This is a genomic window from Botrimarina hoheduenensis, assembly GCF_007859815.1.
GTDB lineage: Bacteria > Planctomycetota > Planctomycetia > Pirellulales > Lacipirellulaceae > Botrimarina > Botrimarina hoheduenensis.
Map to the genome: position 1 here is coordinate 840,678 of NZ_SJPH01000001.1, position 16,147 is coordinate 856,824.

At 63.1% G+C, this 16,147-nt stretch carries 15 protein-coding genes and 1 tRNA gene; 5 read left to right on the forward strand and 11 right to left on the reverse strand.

The annotated features are described in order from the left end of the window. Positions 1-425 precede the first annotated feature (425 nt). A tRNA-Gln gene (locus Pla111_RS03305) sits at positions 426-497 on the reverse strand. A gap of 234 nt (positions 498-731) precedes the next feature. On the opposite strand from Pla111_RS03305, the gene ribH reads away from it, so the two are divergent. From ribH to Pla111_RS03325, 4 genes are all read left to right on the forward strand, one after another. Continuing rightward, positions 732-1,208: a 6,7-dimethyl-8-ribityllumazine synthase gene (ribH, locus tag Pla111_RS03310; RefSeq protein ID WP_146571315.1), complete on the forward strand. Its 477-nt coding sequence runs from the start codon at positions 732-734 to the stop codon at positions 1,206-1,208. Between the two features lie 180 nt (positions 1,209-1,388). Continuing rightward, on the forward strand, positions 1,389-1,826 hold the full coding sequence (gene nusB, locus Pla111_RS03315) for a transcription antitermination factor NusB (protein WP_146571317.1): 438 nt from the start codon (positions 1,389-1,391) through the stop codon (positions 1,824-1,826). A 156-nt stretch (positions 1,827-1,982) separates the two neighbouring features. After that, positions 1,983-2,918 carry a signal recognition particle-docking protein FtsY gene (ftsY, locus tag Pla111_RS03320; RefSeq protein ID WP_146571319.1) on the forward strand — a complete coding sequence of 312 codons (936 nt, stop codon included), beginning with the start codon at positions 1,983-1,985 and terminating at the stop codon, positions 2,916-2,918. A gap of 249 nt (positions 2,919-3,167) precedes the next feature. After that, a complete protein-coding gene (locus Pla111_RS03325; RefSeq protein WP_146571582.1) occupies positions 3,168-4,562 on the forward strand; it encodes an outer membrane beta-barrel protein in 1,395 nt (464 codons plus the stop codon). Positions 4,563-4,754: 192 nt separating this feature from the next. Here Pla111_RS03325 and cdd read toward each other — a convergent pair whose 3' ends face one another. From cdd to Pla111_RS03370, 9 genes are all read right to left on the reverse strand, one after another. Continuing rightward, on the reverse strand, positions 4,755-5,159 hold the full coding sequence (cdd, locus tag Pla111_RS03330; RefSeq protein ID WP_146571321.1) for a cytidine deaminase: 405 nt from the start codon (positions 5,157-5,159) through the stop codon (positions 4,755-4,757). 27 nt (positions 5,160-5,186) lie between these two features. Continuing rightward, complete coding sequence (locus Pla111_RS03335) at positions 5,187-6,470, reverse strand: thymidine phosphorylase (protein WP_146571323.1); 1,284 nt, start codon at positions 6,468-6,470, stop codon at positions 5,187-5,189. Between the two features lie 15 nt (positions 6,471-6,485). Beyond that, a complete protein-coding gene (locus Pla111_RS03340) occupies positions 6,486-7,319 on the reverse strand; it encodes a purine-nucleoside phosphorylase (RefSeq protein WP_146571324.1) in 834 nt (277 codons plus the stop codon). Continuing rightward, complete coding sequence (locus tag Pla111_RS03345; RefSeq protein ID WP_146571326.1) at positions 7,316-8,167, reverse strand: purine-nucleoside phosphorylase; 852 nt, start codon at positions 8,165-8,167, stop codon at positions 7,316-7,318. Before Pla111_RS03345 ends, Pla111_RS03340 begins: the two co-directional genes overlap by 4 nt. Positions 8,168-8,226: 59 nt before the next feature. Next, positions 8,227-8,928, reverse strand: coding sequence for a deoxyribose-phosphate aldolase (gene deoC, locus Pla111_RS03350; RefSeq protein WP_146571328.1), 702 nt, complete (start codon positions 8,926-8,928; stop codon positions 8,227-8,229). A 144-nt stretch (positions 8,929-9,072) separates the two neighbouring features. Beyond that, on the reverse strand, positions 9,073-10,125 hold the full coding sequence (locus Pla111_RS03355) for an endonuclease/exonuclease/phosphatase family protein (RefSeq protein WP_146571330.1): 1,053 nt from the start codon (positions 10,123-10,125) through the stop codon (positions 9,073-9,075). Beyond that, positions 10,122-11,213 carry a DUF1559 domain-containing protein gene (locus Pla111_RS03360; protein ID WP_146571332.1) on the reverse strand — a complete coding sequence of 364 codons (1,092 nt, stop codon included), beginning with the start codon at positions 11,211-11,213 and terminating at the stop codon, positions 10,122-10,124. Before Pla111_RS03360 ends, Pla111_RS03355 begins: the two co-directional genes overlap by 4 nt. Positions 11,214-11,334: 121 nt before the next feature. After that, positions 11,335-11,838 (reverse strand): hypothetical protein, encoded by a 504-nt coding sequence (locus tag Pla111_RS03365; protein WP_146571335.1) that lies wholly within the window; start codon positions 11,836-11,838, stop codon positions 11,335-11,337. Between the two features lie 407 nt (positions 11,839-12,245). Next, positions 12,246-13,049, reverse strand: coding sequence for an AMP nucleosidase (locus Pla111_RS03370; RefSeq protein WP_146571337.1), 804 nt, complete (start codon positions 13,047-13,049; stop codon positions 12,246-12,248). A 401-nt stretch (positions 13,050-13,450) separates the two neighbouring features. Between Pla111_RS03370 and Pla111_RS03375 the strand changes: the two genes are divergently transcribed. Next, positions 13,451-14,410, forward strand: coding sequence for a hypothetical protein (locus Pla111_RS03375; RefSeq protein ID WP_146571339.1), 960 nt, complete (start codon positions 13,451-13,453; stop codon positions 14,408-14,410). Between the two features lie 85 nt (positions 14,411-14,495). Here Pla111_RS03375 and Pla111_RS03380 read toward each other — a convergent pair whose 3' ends face one another. Beyond that, entirely contained in the window at positions 14,496-16,001 is a 1,506-nt protein-coding gene (locus Pla111_RS03380) for a prenyltransferase/squalene oxidase repeat-containing protein (protein ID WP_146571341.1), read from the reverse strand. Positions 16,002-16,147: the final 146 nt, after the last annotated feature.

Consider the following 16,147-nt stretch of genomic DNA (forward strand, 5'->3'; position numbering starts at 1 on the left):
TGCGCAGGGGGACTTGTCGAGCGTTTTCTCGACAATTTTCGGCGGAAAGCCGTACGGGTCGTCGGGGAGGCCCGTTGATTCGGTTCAAGCCCGTCGATTCGCCTCTATTTGGCACCCGCCTAGAGTCTCCGCTGAGCCGGCTATAGTACTTCAACTGCCGGCCGGCCTTGTAAGAGGCTGCGTGACCGCCTCGGAGTCGCAGCAAAAGCCGCTCGGCAAAACCCAGTATTTACCGTCCCCAAGCGCTGCTTAGGTGCTCTACCACGTTGGCTAACCGATGCCCGGTCCTGGTGACGCAAGTAGCGGACCCCTCACCCAAGGACCCCCTCACCAAAAAAACGGGATCGGGACGGGCATCAAACGACAGACTCGGAGCGGCACGATCACCGCTGAGAGGGACTAGCCCAGAGCGAGCGTCTCAAAAGCTGGGGATCAGGGACTTGAACCCCGACTAACGGAATCAGAATCCGTCGTGCTACCGATTACACCAATCCCCACCGTTGGTCGATCTTCACTCGCACACGATGATCAGAAAAAGGTAGGGCGACCGTAGCCCCGAATCAAGACCGCCCCTGGCAACATTCGGCGGCGCGGCGTTGGCCAGGCTTCTGTCTGTGGGGTAGCCGGGGATAGGCCCCAACCGGGCGGCGCCTTAGCGTAATGGCTTATCCCCTCCCTGGGTCGAGAATGCTCGGCCCGCGTGACGCCACAACGCCAGCCAGCCCCCCCCGATGCCGAACGTTTACGATGCCGAACCCACCGCGGCCGCCAATGACCGCTACGCCATCGTGGTTGCGCGGTGGAATGAGGCGGTGACGGGGAACCTGGTCGAGGGGGCGATCGCCTCGCTGACCGCCGCCGGAGTCTCGCCCGATGCGATCGATGTCGCTTGGACACCGGGTGCCTGGGAGATTCCCGTCGTAACCCAGCGGCTGGCCGATACGTGTCGCTACGCAGCGATTCTTACGCTGGGGGCGGTTATCAAGGGCGAGACAGCCCACGACCATTGGATCAACCACGGTGTGACCGAGGCCCTCATGCGGATCGCGACCGAGCACAGCCTGCCGGTGCTGTTCGGGGTTTTAATGTGCGACTCGATGGAGCAGGCGATCAACCGTGCCGGCGGATCAGTTGGCAACAAAGGGGCGGAGTGTGCCGAGGCGGCGTTGAAGATGGTCGGTTTGCTGAGGTCGTTGCCCAAATCCTAAGCCCTGCGGAAAATCGCTCCGGTGCCGGCGGCACTCCCCGCGGGGATCCGCCTTGAGCCCTTCTGCCCGGGCATCCTCCTCACGCTATCGGCCGACTCTTGGGATCATCGTGGAAGACGGTGTTCTTCGAGTATCCTGTGAGCTTCCTTTCTTCGCCCCCCTGTGGTCTCCCCGTAGCGCATGTCCCAACGCCGCCGAGCACGCGAAGTCGCCTTGCAGGTCCTCTTTGAGGACGATGTGAACACCCGCGCAACCTCGGCCGAGATGGAGTCGTTTCTGCGGGGCCGGCTGCGCAATCGGGGTATGGAGCAGTTCTCGCTTGACCTGATTCTGGGAACGCGCCGCAATCTGTCCGCGATCGATCTGCGGCTCGGCGAAGTCGCCGCCAACTGGAGTCTGAAACGTATGGCTGGCGTTGATCGCAACGTTCTGCGTCTCGCGGCTTACGAGATCCTCTTCGCCGGAACCCCGTTCCGCGTGGCAGTCAACGAAGCGATTGAGCTTGCCAAACGTTTTGGCAGCGCCCAGTCGGGGGCATTTGTGAATGGCATTCTCGATCGCCTTAAGCCCGAGGTAGAAGGGCAACCCGCACCGGGCATGAAAAAGGCCGAGGCTTAGCGCGGGCAGCATCTTCAGCGTTGGTGCCCGAGGCTTGAGCGTTGGTGCCCGAGGCTTGAGAATCATGCCCTCACGCCTCGCCAGAGGCCGTGGGCCTTTCCGGATAAGATTTTCGCGCCTTGCGGCCGCTATCCTCTCACTCACTTACGACTGCGCATGGGTTTCTTCGATCGCATCAAACAGGGCCTGAAGAAAACGGGCTCGTTGCTGAAGACCGATATCCGCGACCTCTTCAAGAGCGAAGGTCGGCTGATCGACGAAGCGTTTCTCGAAGAGATCCGCGGCATTCTCTTTCGTACTGATATGGGCTTCGACGCAGTAGACGCCCTGGTCGATGAGATCGCCACCAAGCTCCGTGGCCGGGTTGTTGAACTGGCCGAAGTCGTCGACGTGCTCAAAGTAAAGCTCAAAGAGCTGATGGCGCAACCCGAGTCGCCGATCGATTTCGCCCCAACGGGGCCCACGATCGTCATGGTTTGTGGCGTGAACGGGGCGGGCAAAACGACTTCGATCGCGAAACTGGCTAGCCAATTCACCCGTTCGGGCAAGCGCGTTGTCCTCGGCGCGGGCGACACGTTTCGGGCCGCTGCGGTTGAGCAGCTCACGATCTGGGCCGATCGCCTGGGGGCCTCGATCGTCAAAGCGGCTCAAGGAACCCATCCGGCCACGGTCGCTTATCAAACCGTGGAGCGCGCGATTGCCGAACCGTTTGACGTGGCCGTTATCGACACCGCCGGCAGGCTACAGACGCAAACCACACTGATGGCCGAACTAACCAAGATTCGTCAAGCGATCTCAAAACAGCTGCCCGACGCACCGCACGAGGTGTTGCTGGTGCTTGACGCCACGACCGGTCAGAACGGTGTCAGCCAGGCGCAAAAGTTTGCCGACGCGGCCGGCTGCACGGGCATCGTGCTGGCGAAGCTGGACGGCACCGCCAAGGGAGGCGTCGTGGTGGCGATCCGCCAACAGCTCGGCCTGCCGGTGAAGTACGTAGGCGTGGGCGAAGGGCATGAGGACCTCACGCCCTTCGTTCCTGACGAGTTTGTCGATGCCCTGTTTGCCGACGTGCTTCAGCCGACGAAGGCTTAGGCCCGCTACGGTTTATCCTTTCGGCAAACTCTGCCTGAGCGGCATCGCTTCTTGTTGCGGTGGCAGCTGAGCTTGCGGTGTTGTGGGGGCGGCTGAAGCGAAGTGCTAGCATCGGCCGATCTTGGTGAGGTGCAAGGGACTCGGTTGTCCCCGTCGCTCTCCCTCCCCACGTCATCGAGCCTCGCTATGTTCTCTCGGATTGCCGCCAGCTGGGCGGTGGTACTTATCGCCGGTCCTGCGCTCGCCGAGATGACGCAGCCCGCCGCGATAGATACGCCGCCGCTTCCGTACGACAGCTACTACTCCCAACCGATTCAAGGGCTCGCCGAACCGGCCCCGGTTGCGCCGCATTCATCGAGAGCGCCGGTGGCCTCGGCCACTTACTCGGGGGAAGCCTGTGGCGCTGGCTGCGACGAACCGTCATGCGGTTGCGACGGCGGTTGTGGTGACGACGCGTGCTGCGGCGACGCGTGCTGTGGATGTGGCGACACGTGCTGCTTGAGCTCGCTGTTGGGCCCCTGCTGCTTGGGCGACGCGTGGACGCTCAAGGGTGCGGTCGACCCGTGCAACTGCTACGGGATCGACTTCGGTGGTTGGACCCAAGTGGGCTACCACAACAACAACTACCGTCTCTCGCAGGCCACGAACGACAACCTGTCGTTCAACGACCGCCCCGACTCTCTGAACCTGCACCAGCAGTGGTTCTGGGCCGAGAAGGTCGCTGAAGCCCCCTGCTGCGGTTGGGACTGGGGTTTCCGTGCCGACGTCATGTACGGCATCGACGCCCAGAAGACCCAGGCCTTCGGCAACCCGCCCGGGTCGTGGGACTTCCAGAACGGCTGGGACAACGGCNACGGTGCCGCGGGCTTCAACTACGGCTGGGCCATGCCGCAGCTGTACGGTGAGATCGCCTTCGGTGACTGGAGCATCATCGCCGGCCACTTCTACACGCTGGTGGGCTACGAAGTCGTGACCGCTCCGGACAACTTCTTCTACAGCCACGCCCTCACGNTGTTCAACAGCGAGCCGTTCACCCACACCGGTGTGGTCGGTACGTACAGCGGCTTCGATAACCTCGAAGTGTACGCCGGCTGGACCGCGGGCTGGGACACCGGCTTCGATCAGTTCGACAACGGTAGCAACTTCCTCGGTGGTTTNAGCACCAACCTGACCGACGACATCGCCTTCACCTACATCACGACGATCGGCGACTTCGGTGCCCGTTCGCGTGGGTTCGTGCAGGGGGCACCGGACGGCGACACCGACTACAGCCACTCGCTGGTGTTCGACGTCACGCTGAGCGACAAGCTGAACTACGTGTTCCAGAGCGACCTGGTGGGTATCGATTCGCAGGGCGGCGCCGTCACGGCGAACGACCAGGTGGCGATCAACCAGTACCTGTTCTACACGCTCAACGACTGCCTGGCCGCCGGTATCCGTGCGGAGTGGTGGAAGTCGGACGGGTTCAGCTACGGTGAAGTGACCTACGGTCTGAACTACCGGCCGCACGCCAACCTGGTGATTCGTCCGGAAATTCGTCACGACTTCACCCCGTCCGATGCGGCGGCTGCCAACCTCGGCTTCGCCAACCAGGACGACTACGACCAGACCTCCTTCGGCATCGACGCGATCCTCACCTACTGAGCGATCGCCGAGAAGAAACCCGCCGCGAGGCTCACTCGGTTGAGCGATCGCGGGGGGGAAGCCGAGCCAATCCCGCCCCCACGGCGGCACCAGCTCGGCTAAGAAGGCCAACAGGAAAGCTCGCGACCCTTCGCCGCGGGCCCGCCAATCGGGCGGGCCCGCGGTTTTTTTATTGGCGGGTGCGGTAATGGCTCAGCGATCAAGCCGAAAGCCGCCCGGCAGCAACACGCCAAGCGTTGTGTGGGTGACAAGTTCTTTGGTGGTTGCGTTGACCAGGAAGATGGCCATGTCGGGGCCAAACTCGTACAAGAATTGTCGGCAAGCCCCACAGGGGTTCGCGACCGGGTCGGTCGCCACGGCTGTGGCCACGATCGACTTCGATCCGCTGCTGATCGCGGTGACGGCCGCCGAGCGCTCGGCGCAGATCGTCAGCCCGTAGGAGCTGTTTTCCACGTTCACGCCAGCGAACACTCTTCCTTGCTCGTCGAGCACCGCGGCCCCGACTAAGAAATCAGAAAAGGGGGCGTAAGCGTTGTTGCGGACGTCGAGCGCGGCTCGGATCAGCGTTTCAATCTGCTCGGGCGTGGGAGAGTTCATCGCTCAAGCGTAGTCACCCCTCCCGTTTCAGTCGATCCGAGCCAGCACAAGTTCTGATGCGGGGGCTCCCGCACCGATAGCAATCGCCTCTCGTGAGAGCTGCGCTGCTGAGGCTTCTGATCGCTCGCCCACGAAGAGCGTCACGAGCGGCTGGCTGACCTCGATGGCATCTCCCAGCCGAACGTGGATCTCGAGCCCCACCGTGGGATCGATCACGTCAGACTTCTGACGGCGACCGCCGCCCAGTTCAATGACGGCATAGCCTAGTTTCTCGGTGTCGATCGATGTGACGGCCCCCGCGCGATCCGCCTCTATCACCACCTGACGGCCGCGCGGCCGGGGTTTGCTGAGATCGCCCTGCTGAGCATGGACCATCTGCTCAAACCGTTGCATGGCCGAGCCATCGTCGAGCGTGGCGGCGATGCGTTTACTGCCCTCGTGGGCGTTGGGCGAGACGCCTGCCAGCACGAGTGCTTCCGCACCCAGGGCGATGACCAGCTCACGCAGATCCGTGGGGCCACCCCCCTTAAGGCAGTCGATCGACTCGTCGATCTCAACCGCGTTGCCACATAGATTCCCGAGCGGCTCGTTCATCTGCGTGATCAGCGCGGCCGTTTGCACCCCCATCCGCTTACCAGTGTCAACCAGCGAACGGGCAAGCTCCTTAGCCTGGTCGAGCGTCTTCATGAAGGCACCGCTGCCGCATTTGACATCCAGCACAAGCGCGTCGAGCCCCTCGGCCAGCTTCTTGCTCATGATGCTGGCGGTGATGAGCGGGATCGAGGGGACCGTGCCGGTCACGTCACGCAGCGCGTAGAGCTTGCGATCAGCAGGGACGAGCTTCGGCGAGGCGCTGCAGATGACGCACCCAACTTCGTCGGCGATACGCTGGGCTGCGGCTGAGTCGTAATCGATCCGGAAACCGGGAATCGCTTCGAGCTTGTCGAGCGTGCCACCCGTGGCCCCGAGTCCGCGACCCGAGATCATCGGCACCCGCACGCCGCAGCAGGCCAATGCCGGCGCGAGCGGGATCGAGACCTTGTCGCCAACCCCGCCGCTGGAGTGCTTGTCGACGTTTTTCCGATCGGCTGCGGCTGAAGAGGCAAACGTCTCGCCTGAGCGGAGCATCGCCTCGGTCAGCGCGGCGGTTTCGGCGGTGCTCATACCGCGTAGAAAGACGGCCATGGCCCACGCCGCCATTTGATAATCGGGCACTTCGTCGGCGGCGTAAGCGGTGATCAGCCCGCCGATCTCGTCCGCGGAGAGTTCGGCTCCGTCCCGCTTCTTGGCGATCAGTTGGGCAACATTCATACGATCAATCTTGCGTTAGGAACTCGCGAGAACCACCGCCTCGACGATAGCTTGCAGCTTCTTTCCGGCCGAAGCGGCTGCGGCGATCACTTCCTCGTGGGTCGTCTCGCCAAGCTGGTCGGGCGAGCAGGCGTTGGTGATGGTCGACAGGCCGAGCACACGCATGCCGCAGTGCGCGGCGGCGACAACTTCCGGCACGGTCGACATGCCGGCGGCGTCGCCGCCCAAACGCCGGGCCATGCGGTACTCGGCGCGGGTTTCGTACGTCGGGCCGAGCATGCCGACGTAGACGCCGCGCGGGCAAAAAAAACCTTCACGACGGGCAACCGCCTCGGCTAGTTCCATCAGAGGCTGGTCGTAAGGTGCCGACATGTCGGGGAAGCGTGGGCCGAGACGGTCGTCGTTCACTCCCCGCAGCGGGTTCTGGAACATAAAGTTGATGTGATCGTCGATGAGCATGACGTCGCCCACCTGGTAGCGCGGATTCAAACCACCGGCGGCGTTCGAGACGAGCAGCGTGTTAACCCCCAGCTGATTGAGCACCCACACCGGGAACGCCGCTTGCTGCGCGTTCCAGCCTTCGTACAAATGAAAGCGTCCTTGCAGAGCGACGACAGATTGGCCCGTGTCGCCCAGCTTGCCCACCATCAATCGGCCCGCATGTCCCGCGGCCGTTGAACGTGGAAAATGGGGCAGGTCAGCGTAGGGCAGGGCGATCGGCTGGTGGATCTCGTGGGCCAGATCGCCCAGTCCTGAGCCGAGAATGATCCCCACCCGCGGCGTCACCGAGTTGATGGCCGTGCGGATTGCAGCGGCGGCTTCTTCGACGGCCCCGAAGAGATGCTTCACCGGGGTGCCACCGTCTCAAGCTTCGCCGCTTCGTGATCCAGGATGCCTTCGACCAGCGCGCGCAGCTTAGGCTCGGCCGAATTCGCCACGCGGATGATCTCTTCGACGATCGCCGGCTCGAGCGCATCGGGCAGGCACATGTCGGTCACCACCGCCATGCCAAATACCCGCAAGCCACAATGCACGGCGACGATCACCTCCGGGGCGGTTGACATGCCGACCACATCGGCACCAATGCCGCGCAAGAAGCGATACTCGGCGCGGGTTTCCAGGCAGGGACCCAGCACCGCGACGCTCACGCCCCGATGAACGACAAAGTCATTGCGCCGTGCGATGGCTTGCCCTTCTGCCAACAGCTCAAAATCGTAGGGCTGTGACATATCGGGGAAGCGTGGGCCGAGCCGATCATCGTTCACCCCCACCAGCGGATTGTCGCCGATCAGGTTGATGTGATCGTCGATCAACATGACGTCGCCCGGCTTGTAGTAGGGGTTCATGCCACCAACCGCCTGCGAAACGACGAGCATCTCAGCACCGAGCGCCCGCATCACCCGCACGGGCAGGGTGATCTGGCTGAGCGGATAGCCCTCGTAGGCGTGGAAGCGGCCTTCCATGACCATCACCGGCAAGCCGCGGAGCACGCCGAATACCAAACGGCCGCGATGGCTCGTCGCGGTCGAAACGGGGAAATGAGGGATGTCGGCGTAGTCGAGGGTCGCTTCGACTTCGATCCGCTCGGCGAAGTTGCCCAGGCCGGTGCCCAGGATGATGCCGGCGTGGGGCGTTTTGTCCCAAACGGTGCGGATTTTCGCGACCGCTTCGTTAATCTGATCAAACAGGTGCAGCATGACGTTGAGAAAATAAGAGGCGGTTATCAGGTGGGCAAGAATTGGGCCTCACCGGTTTATCAATACGAAGCGCCCGACTTGCCCGCTGCGATCGCCGCGGTGGCGCTGGTGCCGAGACGCGTCGCCCCGGCTTCGACCATGGCAAGTGCGTCCTCCAGAGAGCGGATACCGCCCGAGGCTTTAACCTGCACCGCCGGGCTGCATGCGCCGCGCATCAAACGGATGTCTGCTACGGTCGCGCCCGTGGAGGTGAGCGCTCCGCTGTCGCCTTTAACGAAGCCGAAGCCTGTCGAGGTCTTTACGAAAGCGGCACCCGCCGCTTCGCTCAGTTCACACAGTTTGATCTTCGTCGCGTCGTCCGGCAGGAGGCCGGTTTCGAAGATGACTTTGGTGATGGCACGATGCTCACGGGCGGCGGCGACCACCGCGGCGATATCGTCTGCCACCAGCGACCATTCGCCCGCCAGCGCCGCGCCGAGGTTGACGACCATGTCGACCTCACGGGCGCCGTCCTGGCACGCCGCGTGCGTTTCGGCGACCTTCGCGGCGGTGCTTGTGCCGCCGTGGGGGAAACCGATCACGGTGCTGGGCAAGACGCTAGAACCGGCGAGCAGCCGGGTCGCTAGCGCGACGTGTGACGGCTTAACGCAGATGCTGGCCACGCCCACCTCGCGGCACAGCGCGCAAGCCGACTCGACATCGGCCGAGGTCTGCGTGGGGTGCAGCACGGCGTGATCGATCAGCTTGACTACGTTGGTCATCGGTTGGGGGCCTTCGGCTAGAGATGCGTACGAGCCGAGAGACTAAGCCAGTCGAAGCCGCGAGGCAACTGCCTGAGTAGCGGACTTGGGCAGCGCTACGGCGGCAGGGTCGGCTGCCACACCGCTTGCTTCAGCGAAAGCGCGTCACCGCGTGGCGGTGGCGGGCGGCAGAGCCAGATCGACGACCACGGGGAAATGGTCTGAGGTTTCGAGGCCCACCACATGGGCAATAAACGCGCGGCGGATATAGGGCTCGAACGCCTTGGGGAGCAAGATGTGATCGATCATCGTGTAGACATCGTCTCCGTCGCCCGCCCCGTTCTCGTTGCGGTCCCAGTGCGACGTGTAGCGGTCTTCCTTGTTGACAATCTTCTTGGCGACGTTCACCAGTTCCTCCCCCGGCCGCTCGGGATCGAAGTCCTTGAGCTTGGCGAGCGCTTCGGTCTTGGTGTCGCGTGTGTCGTCGCGGTCGGGGACGGCCGGGTCATAGTCGTTCAGGTCGCCCAGCACGACGGGCAGGTAGCCCTTGCCGACAATCTGGCTGCGGACGATCCGTCGAGCGACCTCAACTTCGGCCATCCGCTTGGCGTTCGAGTAGGCTTCGTCAGGATTGCTCTTCAGGTGCAACCCCAAGAAGCCCAGCTTGTGGCCCGCGATCGTTAGGTAGTACAGCGAATTGCGACCGAGCGAGGTGACGTCGGTGTCGGGGTCGCCGTCCCAGTTGGTGAACGAATAAGATGCGTTCCAGGTGGGGTCGTCGTCCTCGCTCCAGATGGTGCGGATCGGCTGGCCCTCGACCTCGTCGATCGGCAGACGCGTGATCAACGCCACGTCCATGCCGGAGAAGTTGTCGTGGCTCTCGATGTGATAGCCGCGGTAGTCTTTCAGGCCTTTGTCGTGCAAACGGCTGATGAGTGCATCGACGGCCTCGACACTGGTCACTTCGACAAGGTTCAGCACATCGGGCGTGAGCACCTCAATGAGGTCCGCCACACGATCGAGCTGCGCGTCGCGAGCCTGATTGAACCGATACTTTTGCAGCTGGCCGGCCCGGACCCCGGGCGCTGTCAGGATCTCGGCATTGAAGGTAACGATCCGTACGGCTGTGGTTTCGGCTGCCTTGGCCGGAGCAAGCCCCGCCAGGATCGTCAGAGTCAGCAGGGCAGCAGAGAGGGGGAATCGACCGGTGCGGTTCATGGCAGCTCGCTGGCCACGTCGTCCGCAGCACGGGTGAAGAAGGTCACGAACGTCTCAACGTCGATGTCTTCGGTGGTGAAGTGAACCGATCCGTCGCCGTACAGGATCTGGCTGCCGCCCGGATGGAAGGCGTAGATCTCGCCGAAGTTGTCGCAGTTCATAACGGTCGTTAGGCCGCAGACCGGCGAGGCACCGAAGATGCCGTACGAGCTTGGAGCTGCCCACGGACCCCCGTCGGTCAAACGATCCATGAAGGGATCATTGCCGTTTGGTTTACCCGCGACATAGTTGAGGGGTCGTCCGGCTTGCTCGAAGAGCATAAAGGTTTTCGACAAGCCGTCGGTGACCTTACGCAGCGACGAAGAAGTGTCTTGCATCATGCCGACCAGCGTCTCCACGCCGCGATCCTGCGCGAGTCCCGCGGCGACAAGCGTATCGCAGAATTCAACGGCTTGGATATCGACCAGAGCGACGTAGTCGCACGCGGCGGCACCCACATCAAAGGTCTGGCTGCCTACAGTCTGTACCTGAATGCCGCGACGCTCATCGATCGAGGGTGCCGAGGGGCAGTAGAACTCGGGGACGATGCTGGATGACGCCTGCAGGTTCGTCGTGCCCGCCGCATTCACCCGATCGCTATCCCAGCTGAACCCCAAGTCCATTTGGTCGGCGATCGCCTGTTGCTCCATATAAGGCAGGATAAAAGTGAACAGGTAGTGGCTGGTCTTGCCGTTGGGGCAGACCCGCTCGCCAGATTGCCGGCTCTCGCAGGGACCCGATCCCCCGTTCTCTTTGACGCAATCCAATTGAATCGTTGCCCCGCTGGGCAGTTTGACGGGGACTTTCCCGTCTTTGGTGCCGTTCGGCACAAAATTGGGCGTGTAAGCGAGCGGCAGTTCGCCGAAGGCCGACTCGTAGTTGAGAACCGCCAAGCCGAGCTGCTTGAACTGGTTGGTGCACTGGATACGGCGGGCCGCTTCACGCGCCGCCTGCACCGCGGGCAACAGGAGGGCTACGAGAATGCCGATGATCGCGATGACCACGAGCAGCTCAACGAGCGTGAAACCAGGGGCAGGGCGTCGCTTCATAGGAATGATCGGGGGATCATAGGAAGGGGGGCCTGGCATGACCCGGGAAGCAATCGGCGTGTGCCGCTCGTCCGGGTGGTAGTCGATGACCGGTCGGTCGTGTTCTCGCGACCCCGCACCGTTAGCGGCGCTGGCGTGTCGCGGGTTCGAGTTGGAAGGGGGGAAGGGTTGTCGCTTCGGCAGGCACGGTGGCGGTTAGACCGCTCTCGGCGGGCTTGGCGTACTTGCGATCGATCCTGGGGGGACTGGTGGCATCGTCATCGTTGCCCCGTTTGCCGCGGCTTCCGCCGCCGACGACCATCACTTGGTAGTCACCGGCGGGGGCACCGTCGTCTTTCAGGAACGTTGTTAGGATAAACGAACCGTCCGGACCCGTCACGCCAGAAGGACGTTCTTTTTGGAAAGCTTCGCTGCCCCCGACCGGGCAGAAGATCACCCGCGCACCCGCTGCGGGCTTACCGCCCACCTGTACCGAGCCGCTTACCGGGTAACGGCGAATCTTGCCATCGCCACAGCCCAGGAGCATCGTCACAGCAAAGCTGAGCATCGCCAGCCTCGCCAGGCGTAATCGCTTGCGGGCTGCGTCTGACGACGTGCTCAAGACTGCGTCTGTCGGCGTGCTCAAGGCGGCAATTACCGGCGTGATCAAGCCTGGGGGCGATTGCGCTATCGGTACCGGTGCTTGTGCAGCCTGTGAGGCAGAGGGATTGGTCCGGCGGGGCGTCATCATGATCGCGGGCACGGAGCGACTCGTTCGAGGCGGGCGGGCGGATGGGGTGCAATCGGCCAGGCGTGCTGGCACGCCATCCGGGGGGACCGGCAGCCTACCCGAAAATTACAAGCCGTCAAACGACTTGACGCGGTAGTCCGCCGATTCTTAACGGTTCGGGGGAGTGGCATTTCCGGATAACCGTGCCCTACACAGGCCGGCGCGAACGACCGTTGGGGCTGGGAAACAGTCGGTAACCCCTCTTGTTTTACCGCCACGCGTTGAGCGGCGAAGACTCGGCGGCTAGGAGGAGGACTCCGTGGCTAGTAAGTGAAGTGCTTGATTGGCTCGCCTTTATCTTCCAGGTCGGTCAGCGCATCGATACCCAGCTCCAGATGGATGTGCGACCAGTCACGGGTCACCGCGGCATCGCTCGCCGAAGTCTTGATCCCGTCGGGCGACGTTGGCACGTCCGAAACCAAAAGCAACGCCCCCCGCGCGATCTGATTGCTGTGCCCCACAATGAATAGCGTGGCGGTCTCCATATCGATGCCAATCGGCGTGTAGCTCTTGAGCCTTTCACGGAACGCGGGGTCGTGCTCCCAGACGCGTCGGTTGGTTGTATAGATCACACCGGTGCGGTAGTCGAGCTTACGCTCGAGGAGCTTGTCCGAAACAAACTTGTGCAGCTTGAAAGAGGGCAGGGCGGGCACGGCTGGAGGTAGGTAGTCGTCACTCGTGCCCTCGCCGCGGATGGCTCCGATGGGGAGGATGAAGTGCCCGATCTCGGTCGAGTGCTTCAGGCCCCCACATTTGCCAAGAAACAACACCGCATTGGGGCGACGAGCGGTCAGCAGGTCCATGATCGTCGCGGCATTGGGCGAACCGATGCCGAAGTTGATCAGCGTGAGCCCTTCGCTGTTTGTGGCGGCCTGCATCGGGCGGTCGATGCCGCGGATCGGACAGTCAAACCGTTCCGCAAAGCGGTTCACGTAGTCGCGAAAGTTGGTTAGCAGCACGTAGTCACCAAACTCGCTGAGCGACATCCCCGTGTAACGAGGCAGCCAATCACGCGCGAGCGCCTCCTTGGTGGGAAGGTCAGCCTGCGGATCGAGGGGCGTATCCATGCGCTAAGGTCTCACTTGGGGGGCTCTCAGCGGCTGAAGCTAAGTTGCACTTTCAGGGGAGCGGGCGAATCTACCCGCAGTTGGTGGCTGGCACGCGACCCCTCGACGGGCTGGGAGGCAAATCCGGCAACGAGGCAGCATCACCAACCAAGTTGCCGCTCCGCGAAGGCTAGGGCGGGTTTCGCTAGCTGGCAAGCTCGGTCGCCTGCCGGCACGCCCGATTTCTTTCCCCGTTTTAGCGGCACCCCACCCGCGCGACGGGGTTAGTGGTCTTGATAACTCGGCTTATGCCGAGCCGCTCCAACACGGGCCACAGGCCTGACCCGCTGCCCGCTTGCCGTGCAGCGGCGGGGCCGTTGGAGCCGCTACCGCACTACAGAAACATTAGGGAGACAGGCGTCATGGGATCGATAGCGAGTGCCTCGCGGGCATGGCCCGCGGTGCTGGGCGTGAGCAGTGTGCTGTTGGTGGCGGTCGTCGCGACCGCCCAGCCAGGGCCGGGCGGGCCTGGTCATGGCGGACCAGGCGGGCCTCCCGGAGCGGGGCCCGATATGCCCCCGCCGCCCCCCCCCGCGGCTCACATGGGCATGCTGCTACGGATGGAAGAGGTCCGAGCGGAACTCGGCATTAGCGAGGAACAGCAGACCCAGCTCCGCGAGCTGGCCCGTGACATGCGCGAGCAAGCCGGCACGCGACGAGGAGAGCGTGGAGAGCGTGGTGCCCGACGCCCCCAGGGACCTCGCGATGGGGCACGTCCGCCTCGTCCCGAAGGCGGGCCCGGTGGTCCTGAAGGACGGCCTGAGGGTCGCCCCGGTGGTGAGCGTGGCCAACGCGGCGGACGCGAGGGCGGACCTCAACGGGGTACCGAGATGCGTGAACGCCTCGACGCGATGCGTGGTGAGATCGAGCAACGCCTAGGCGAGGTGCTTACCACCGAGCAAATGACACGTCTGGAGCAGATCGAACTGCAGCTCCGCGTGCGACGAATGGGGCCGATGGTCTTATCTCATGGACCACTGGCCGAGGAACTCGGCGTAACTCTTGAGCAAGGCGAACAGATCCGCGCGAAGGCGGACGAGCTACGCGGTGCTCTTGCCCAGCAGATTCGTGATGTAACCGATGCCTCGCGCGAGAAGCTCTATGAGGAGCTGACCACCGAGCAGCAGGCCCAGCTCAAAGAAATGCTTGGCGAGCCGTTTGATATGCCCCCGCCGCCACCACGGGGTGAGCGGATGGGCGAGCGGCGCGGTCGGTCGGGGCCTCCGGGACCGCGGGGCGACCGCGGCTTCGGTCCTCCAAGAGGGGGACCGCGCGAAGGGCGTGGACCGGACGGACCTCCGCCCCCGCCCCCGGGTGAGTGATCAGCCGAGCGATCGCATTGCCGTGCCTCGATCCCTCCTCTTCGTACGCGAAGGGGAGGGATTTTTTGTTGGTAACGATACGCGCTTATTTACCGTCGATCGTCACACCTTCGCGATAGAGCGGCAGATGGCGGTAGTAGACCTCCAGCACGTAGATCGACAGACAAGTCTGATACAAGCGGCCCCCAGTTGATCCCCAGCGGTCACCCACGGGGCTCCAACTTCCTTCTTCGGAGCCTGACTTCACTTGGTGATCGGGCAGCACCTCGCGGATTACGCCGTTCCATTCGTTCCAGGTGTCGCCCCCAATGTGTCGACAGACCTGCGTGGCGTAGTACCAGTAGTAGATGTCGCGCCGCCGATCGATCCACTCCGGCGGATGGTTCAGCAGCAGATCGACTCCCTGCCGCAGCGGCACGAAGTCTTTTGGCCAACCTAAATACTGACGGCACAACAGCCCCACCGCGGTCATCGCGGGGGGCTGCTCGGGGTTGAAGACGATGGAGCGCTCATAGACGTATTGGCTGCCCTCGGCACGCGAGACATCGTTGTCGAGAAACTCGGTGACCTGTTCAAAGACCTCCGACGGCACTTCTAAGCCGGCCATGCGTCCGCTCTTGAGCGCCATCAGCACCCAGCCCGTCACGGACAGGTCATTTCCTTCACGCGGCCGATACTTCCAGCCGCCGACGGTGGTCTGACCATCGATCAGATGATCGATGGCCGACTGGGCCGACAGCAAATAATCGTTGTTGCGCGTCATGCCGAACAGCTCGCACAGAGCGATTGTCGCCAGCGCATCGGTATAGTAGCGGTGGTTGTTTCTGCCTTCGGAGAAAAACGATCCGTCGGGTTGTTGCCGCTTAAGCAGCCATTCCCACCCCTCGCGTACCGTTTTAGAGAACTCGCCTTTTCCCTCGGGCAGGTGTCCGGCACCCTGAAACGCGAGCAGCGCCATGGCGGTCGCCGCCTCGCGGTTCTCTGTATTCGCGGGATTGGCGTAGCGCCCTTCAAGGCTCCATCCCCCATCACGCTGCTGCTTACGACGCAACCAGCGCAACCCCGCAAGTACGGCGGCCTCAGTTCGCTCGGTCCCGCCGTAGGCTTTTAGCAAGGCGATGCGGGTTCCTTCCTCGCGTCCTGCAAAAGCGGCCCCCGGAGTCTTGATGTCCAGCAGGCTCGTCAGCGCCCGGGCATTCGGGCTGATCTGCGTTGGAGTCGGCGCAGCGAGCGGAAGCGGTACCGGTTCTAAGAATTCGGGCGTTAGCGATTGCTGGAGTTCATCCACCTCGATCTCTGCCGACAGGTCGAGCTGTGGCTCGATGAGTTGCTCACCCAGATCCTCGGCAAAAACCCCGGTCAATGTCAGGTTACGATCCTCATCGATCGCGATGGCTAGCAGCGCTAAGAGGATCAGCACCGTAAGATGCAGTGCGGCGCTGGCGAGCCAGGCCGGCGCATCGGTCAGCCACCACCCCACGCCGATCAGCTTGGGCTCGTGATCGAGGCCGCTAGTCTTCTGCGTGCTGCGATGCTTGCCGGGCAACCTTGCACCGGCTTCGGCTGGCGGCGGGAGAGTCGGTGGGGGCATGAATTGCGACAATTGCCCGGGCTACCGATGGGGGAGAGCAACTGCGTCTGCGGATCCGCACGACGCTTCACTCTTATCTTCGCCGATGACTTCAAAAACTATCGACCCCAGGCAAGACAGGCCATCAGCGGAACGCTTTCATACCG

Coding starts and splice junctions, on each gene's coding strand:
- Pla111_RS03370 (WP_146571337.1), bottom strand. CDS start 13,049: ATGGATACGCCCCTCGATCCGCAGGCTGACCTTCCCACCAAGGAGGCG.
- cdd (WP_146571321.1), bottom strand. CDS start 5,159: ATGAACTCTCCCACGCCCGAGCAGATTGAAACGCTGATCCGAGCCGCG.
- ftsY (WP_146571319.1), top strand. CDS start 1,983: ATGGGTTTCTTCGATCGCATCAAACAGGGCCTGAAGAAAACGGGCTCG.
- Pla111_RS03360 (WP_146571332.1), bottom strand. CDS start 11,213: ATGAAGCGACGCCCTGCCCCTGGTTTCACGCTCGTTGAGCTGCTCGTG.
- ribH (WP_146571315.1), top strand. CDS start 732: ATGCCGAACGTTTACGATGCCGAACCCACCGCGGCCGCCAATGACCGC.
- deoC (WP_146571328.1), bottom strand. CDS start 8,928: ATGACCAACGTAGTCAAGCTGATCGATCACGCCGTGCTGCACCCCACG.
- Pla111_RS03355 (WP_146571330.1), bottom strand. CDS start 10,125: ATGAACCGCACCGGTCGATTCCCCCTCTCTGCTGCCCTGCTGACTCTG.
- Pla111_RS03345 (WP_146571326.1), bottom strand. CDS start 8,167: ATGCTGCACCTGTTTGATCAGATTAACGAAGCGGTCGCGAAAATCCGC.
- Pla111_RS03375 (WP_146571339.1), top strand. CDS start 13,451: ATGGGATCGATAGCGAGTGCCTCGCGGGCATGGCCCGCGGTGCTGGGC.
- Pla111_RS03380 (WP_146571341.1), bottom strand. CDS start 16,001: ATGCCCCCACCGACTCTCCCGCCGCCAGCCGAAGCCGGTGCAAGGTTG.
- Pla111_RS03335 (WP_146571323.1), bottom strand. CDS start 6,470: ATGAATGTTGCCCAACTGATCGCCAAGAAGCGGGACGGAGCCGAACTC.
- nusB (WP_146571317.1), top strand. CDS start 1,389: ATGTCCCAACGCCGCCGAGCACGCGAAGTCGCCTTGCAGGTCCTCTTT.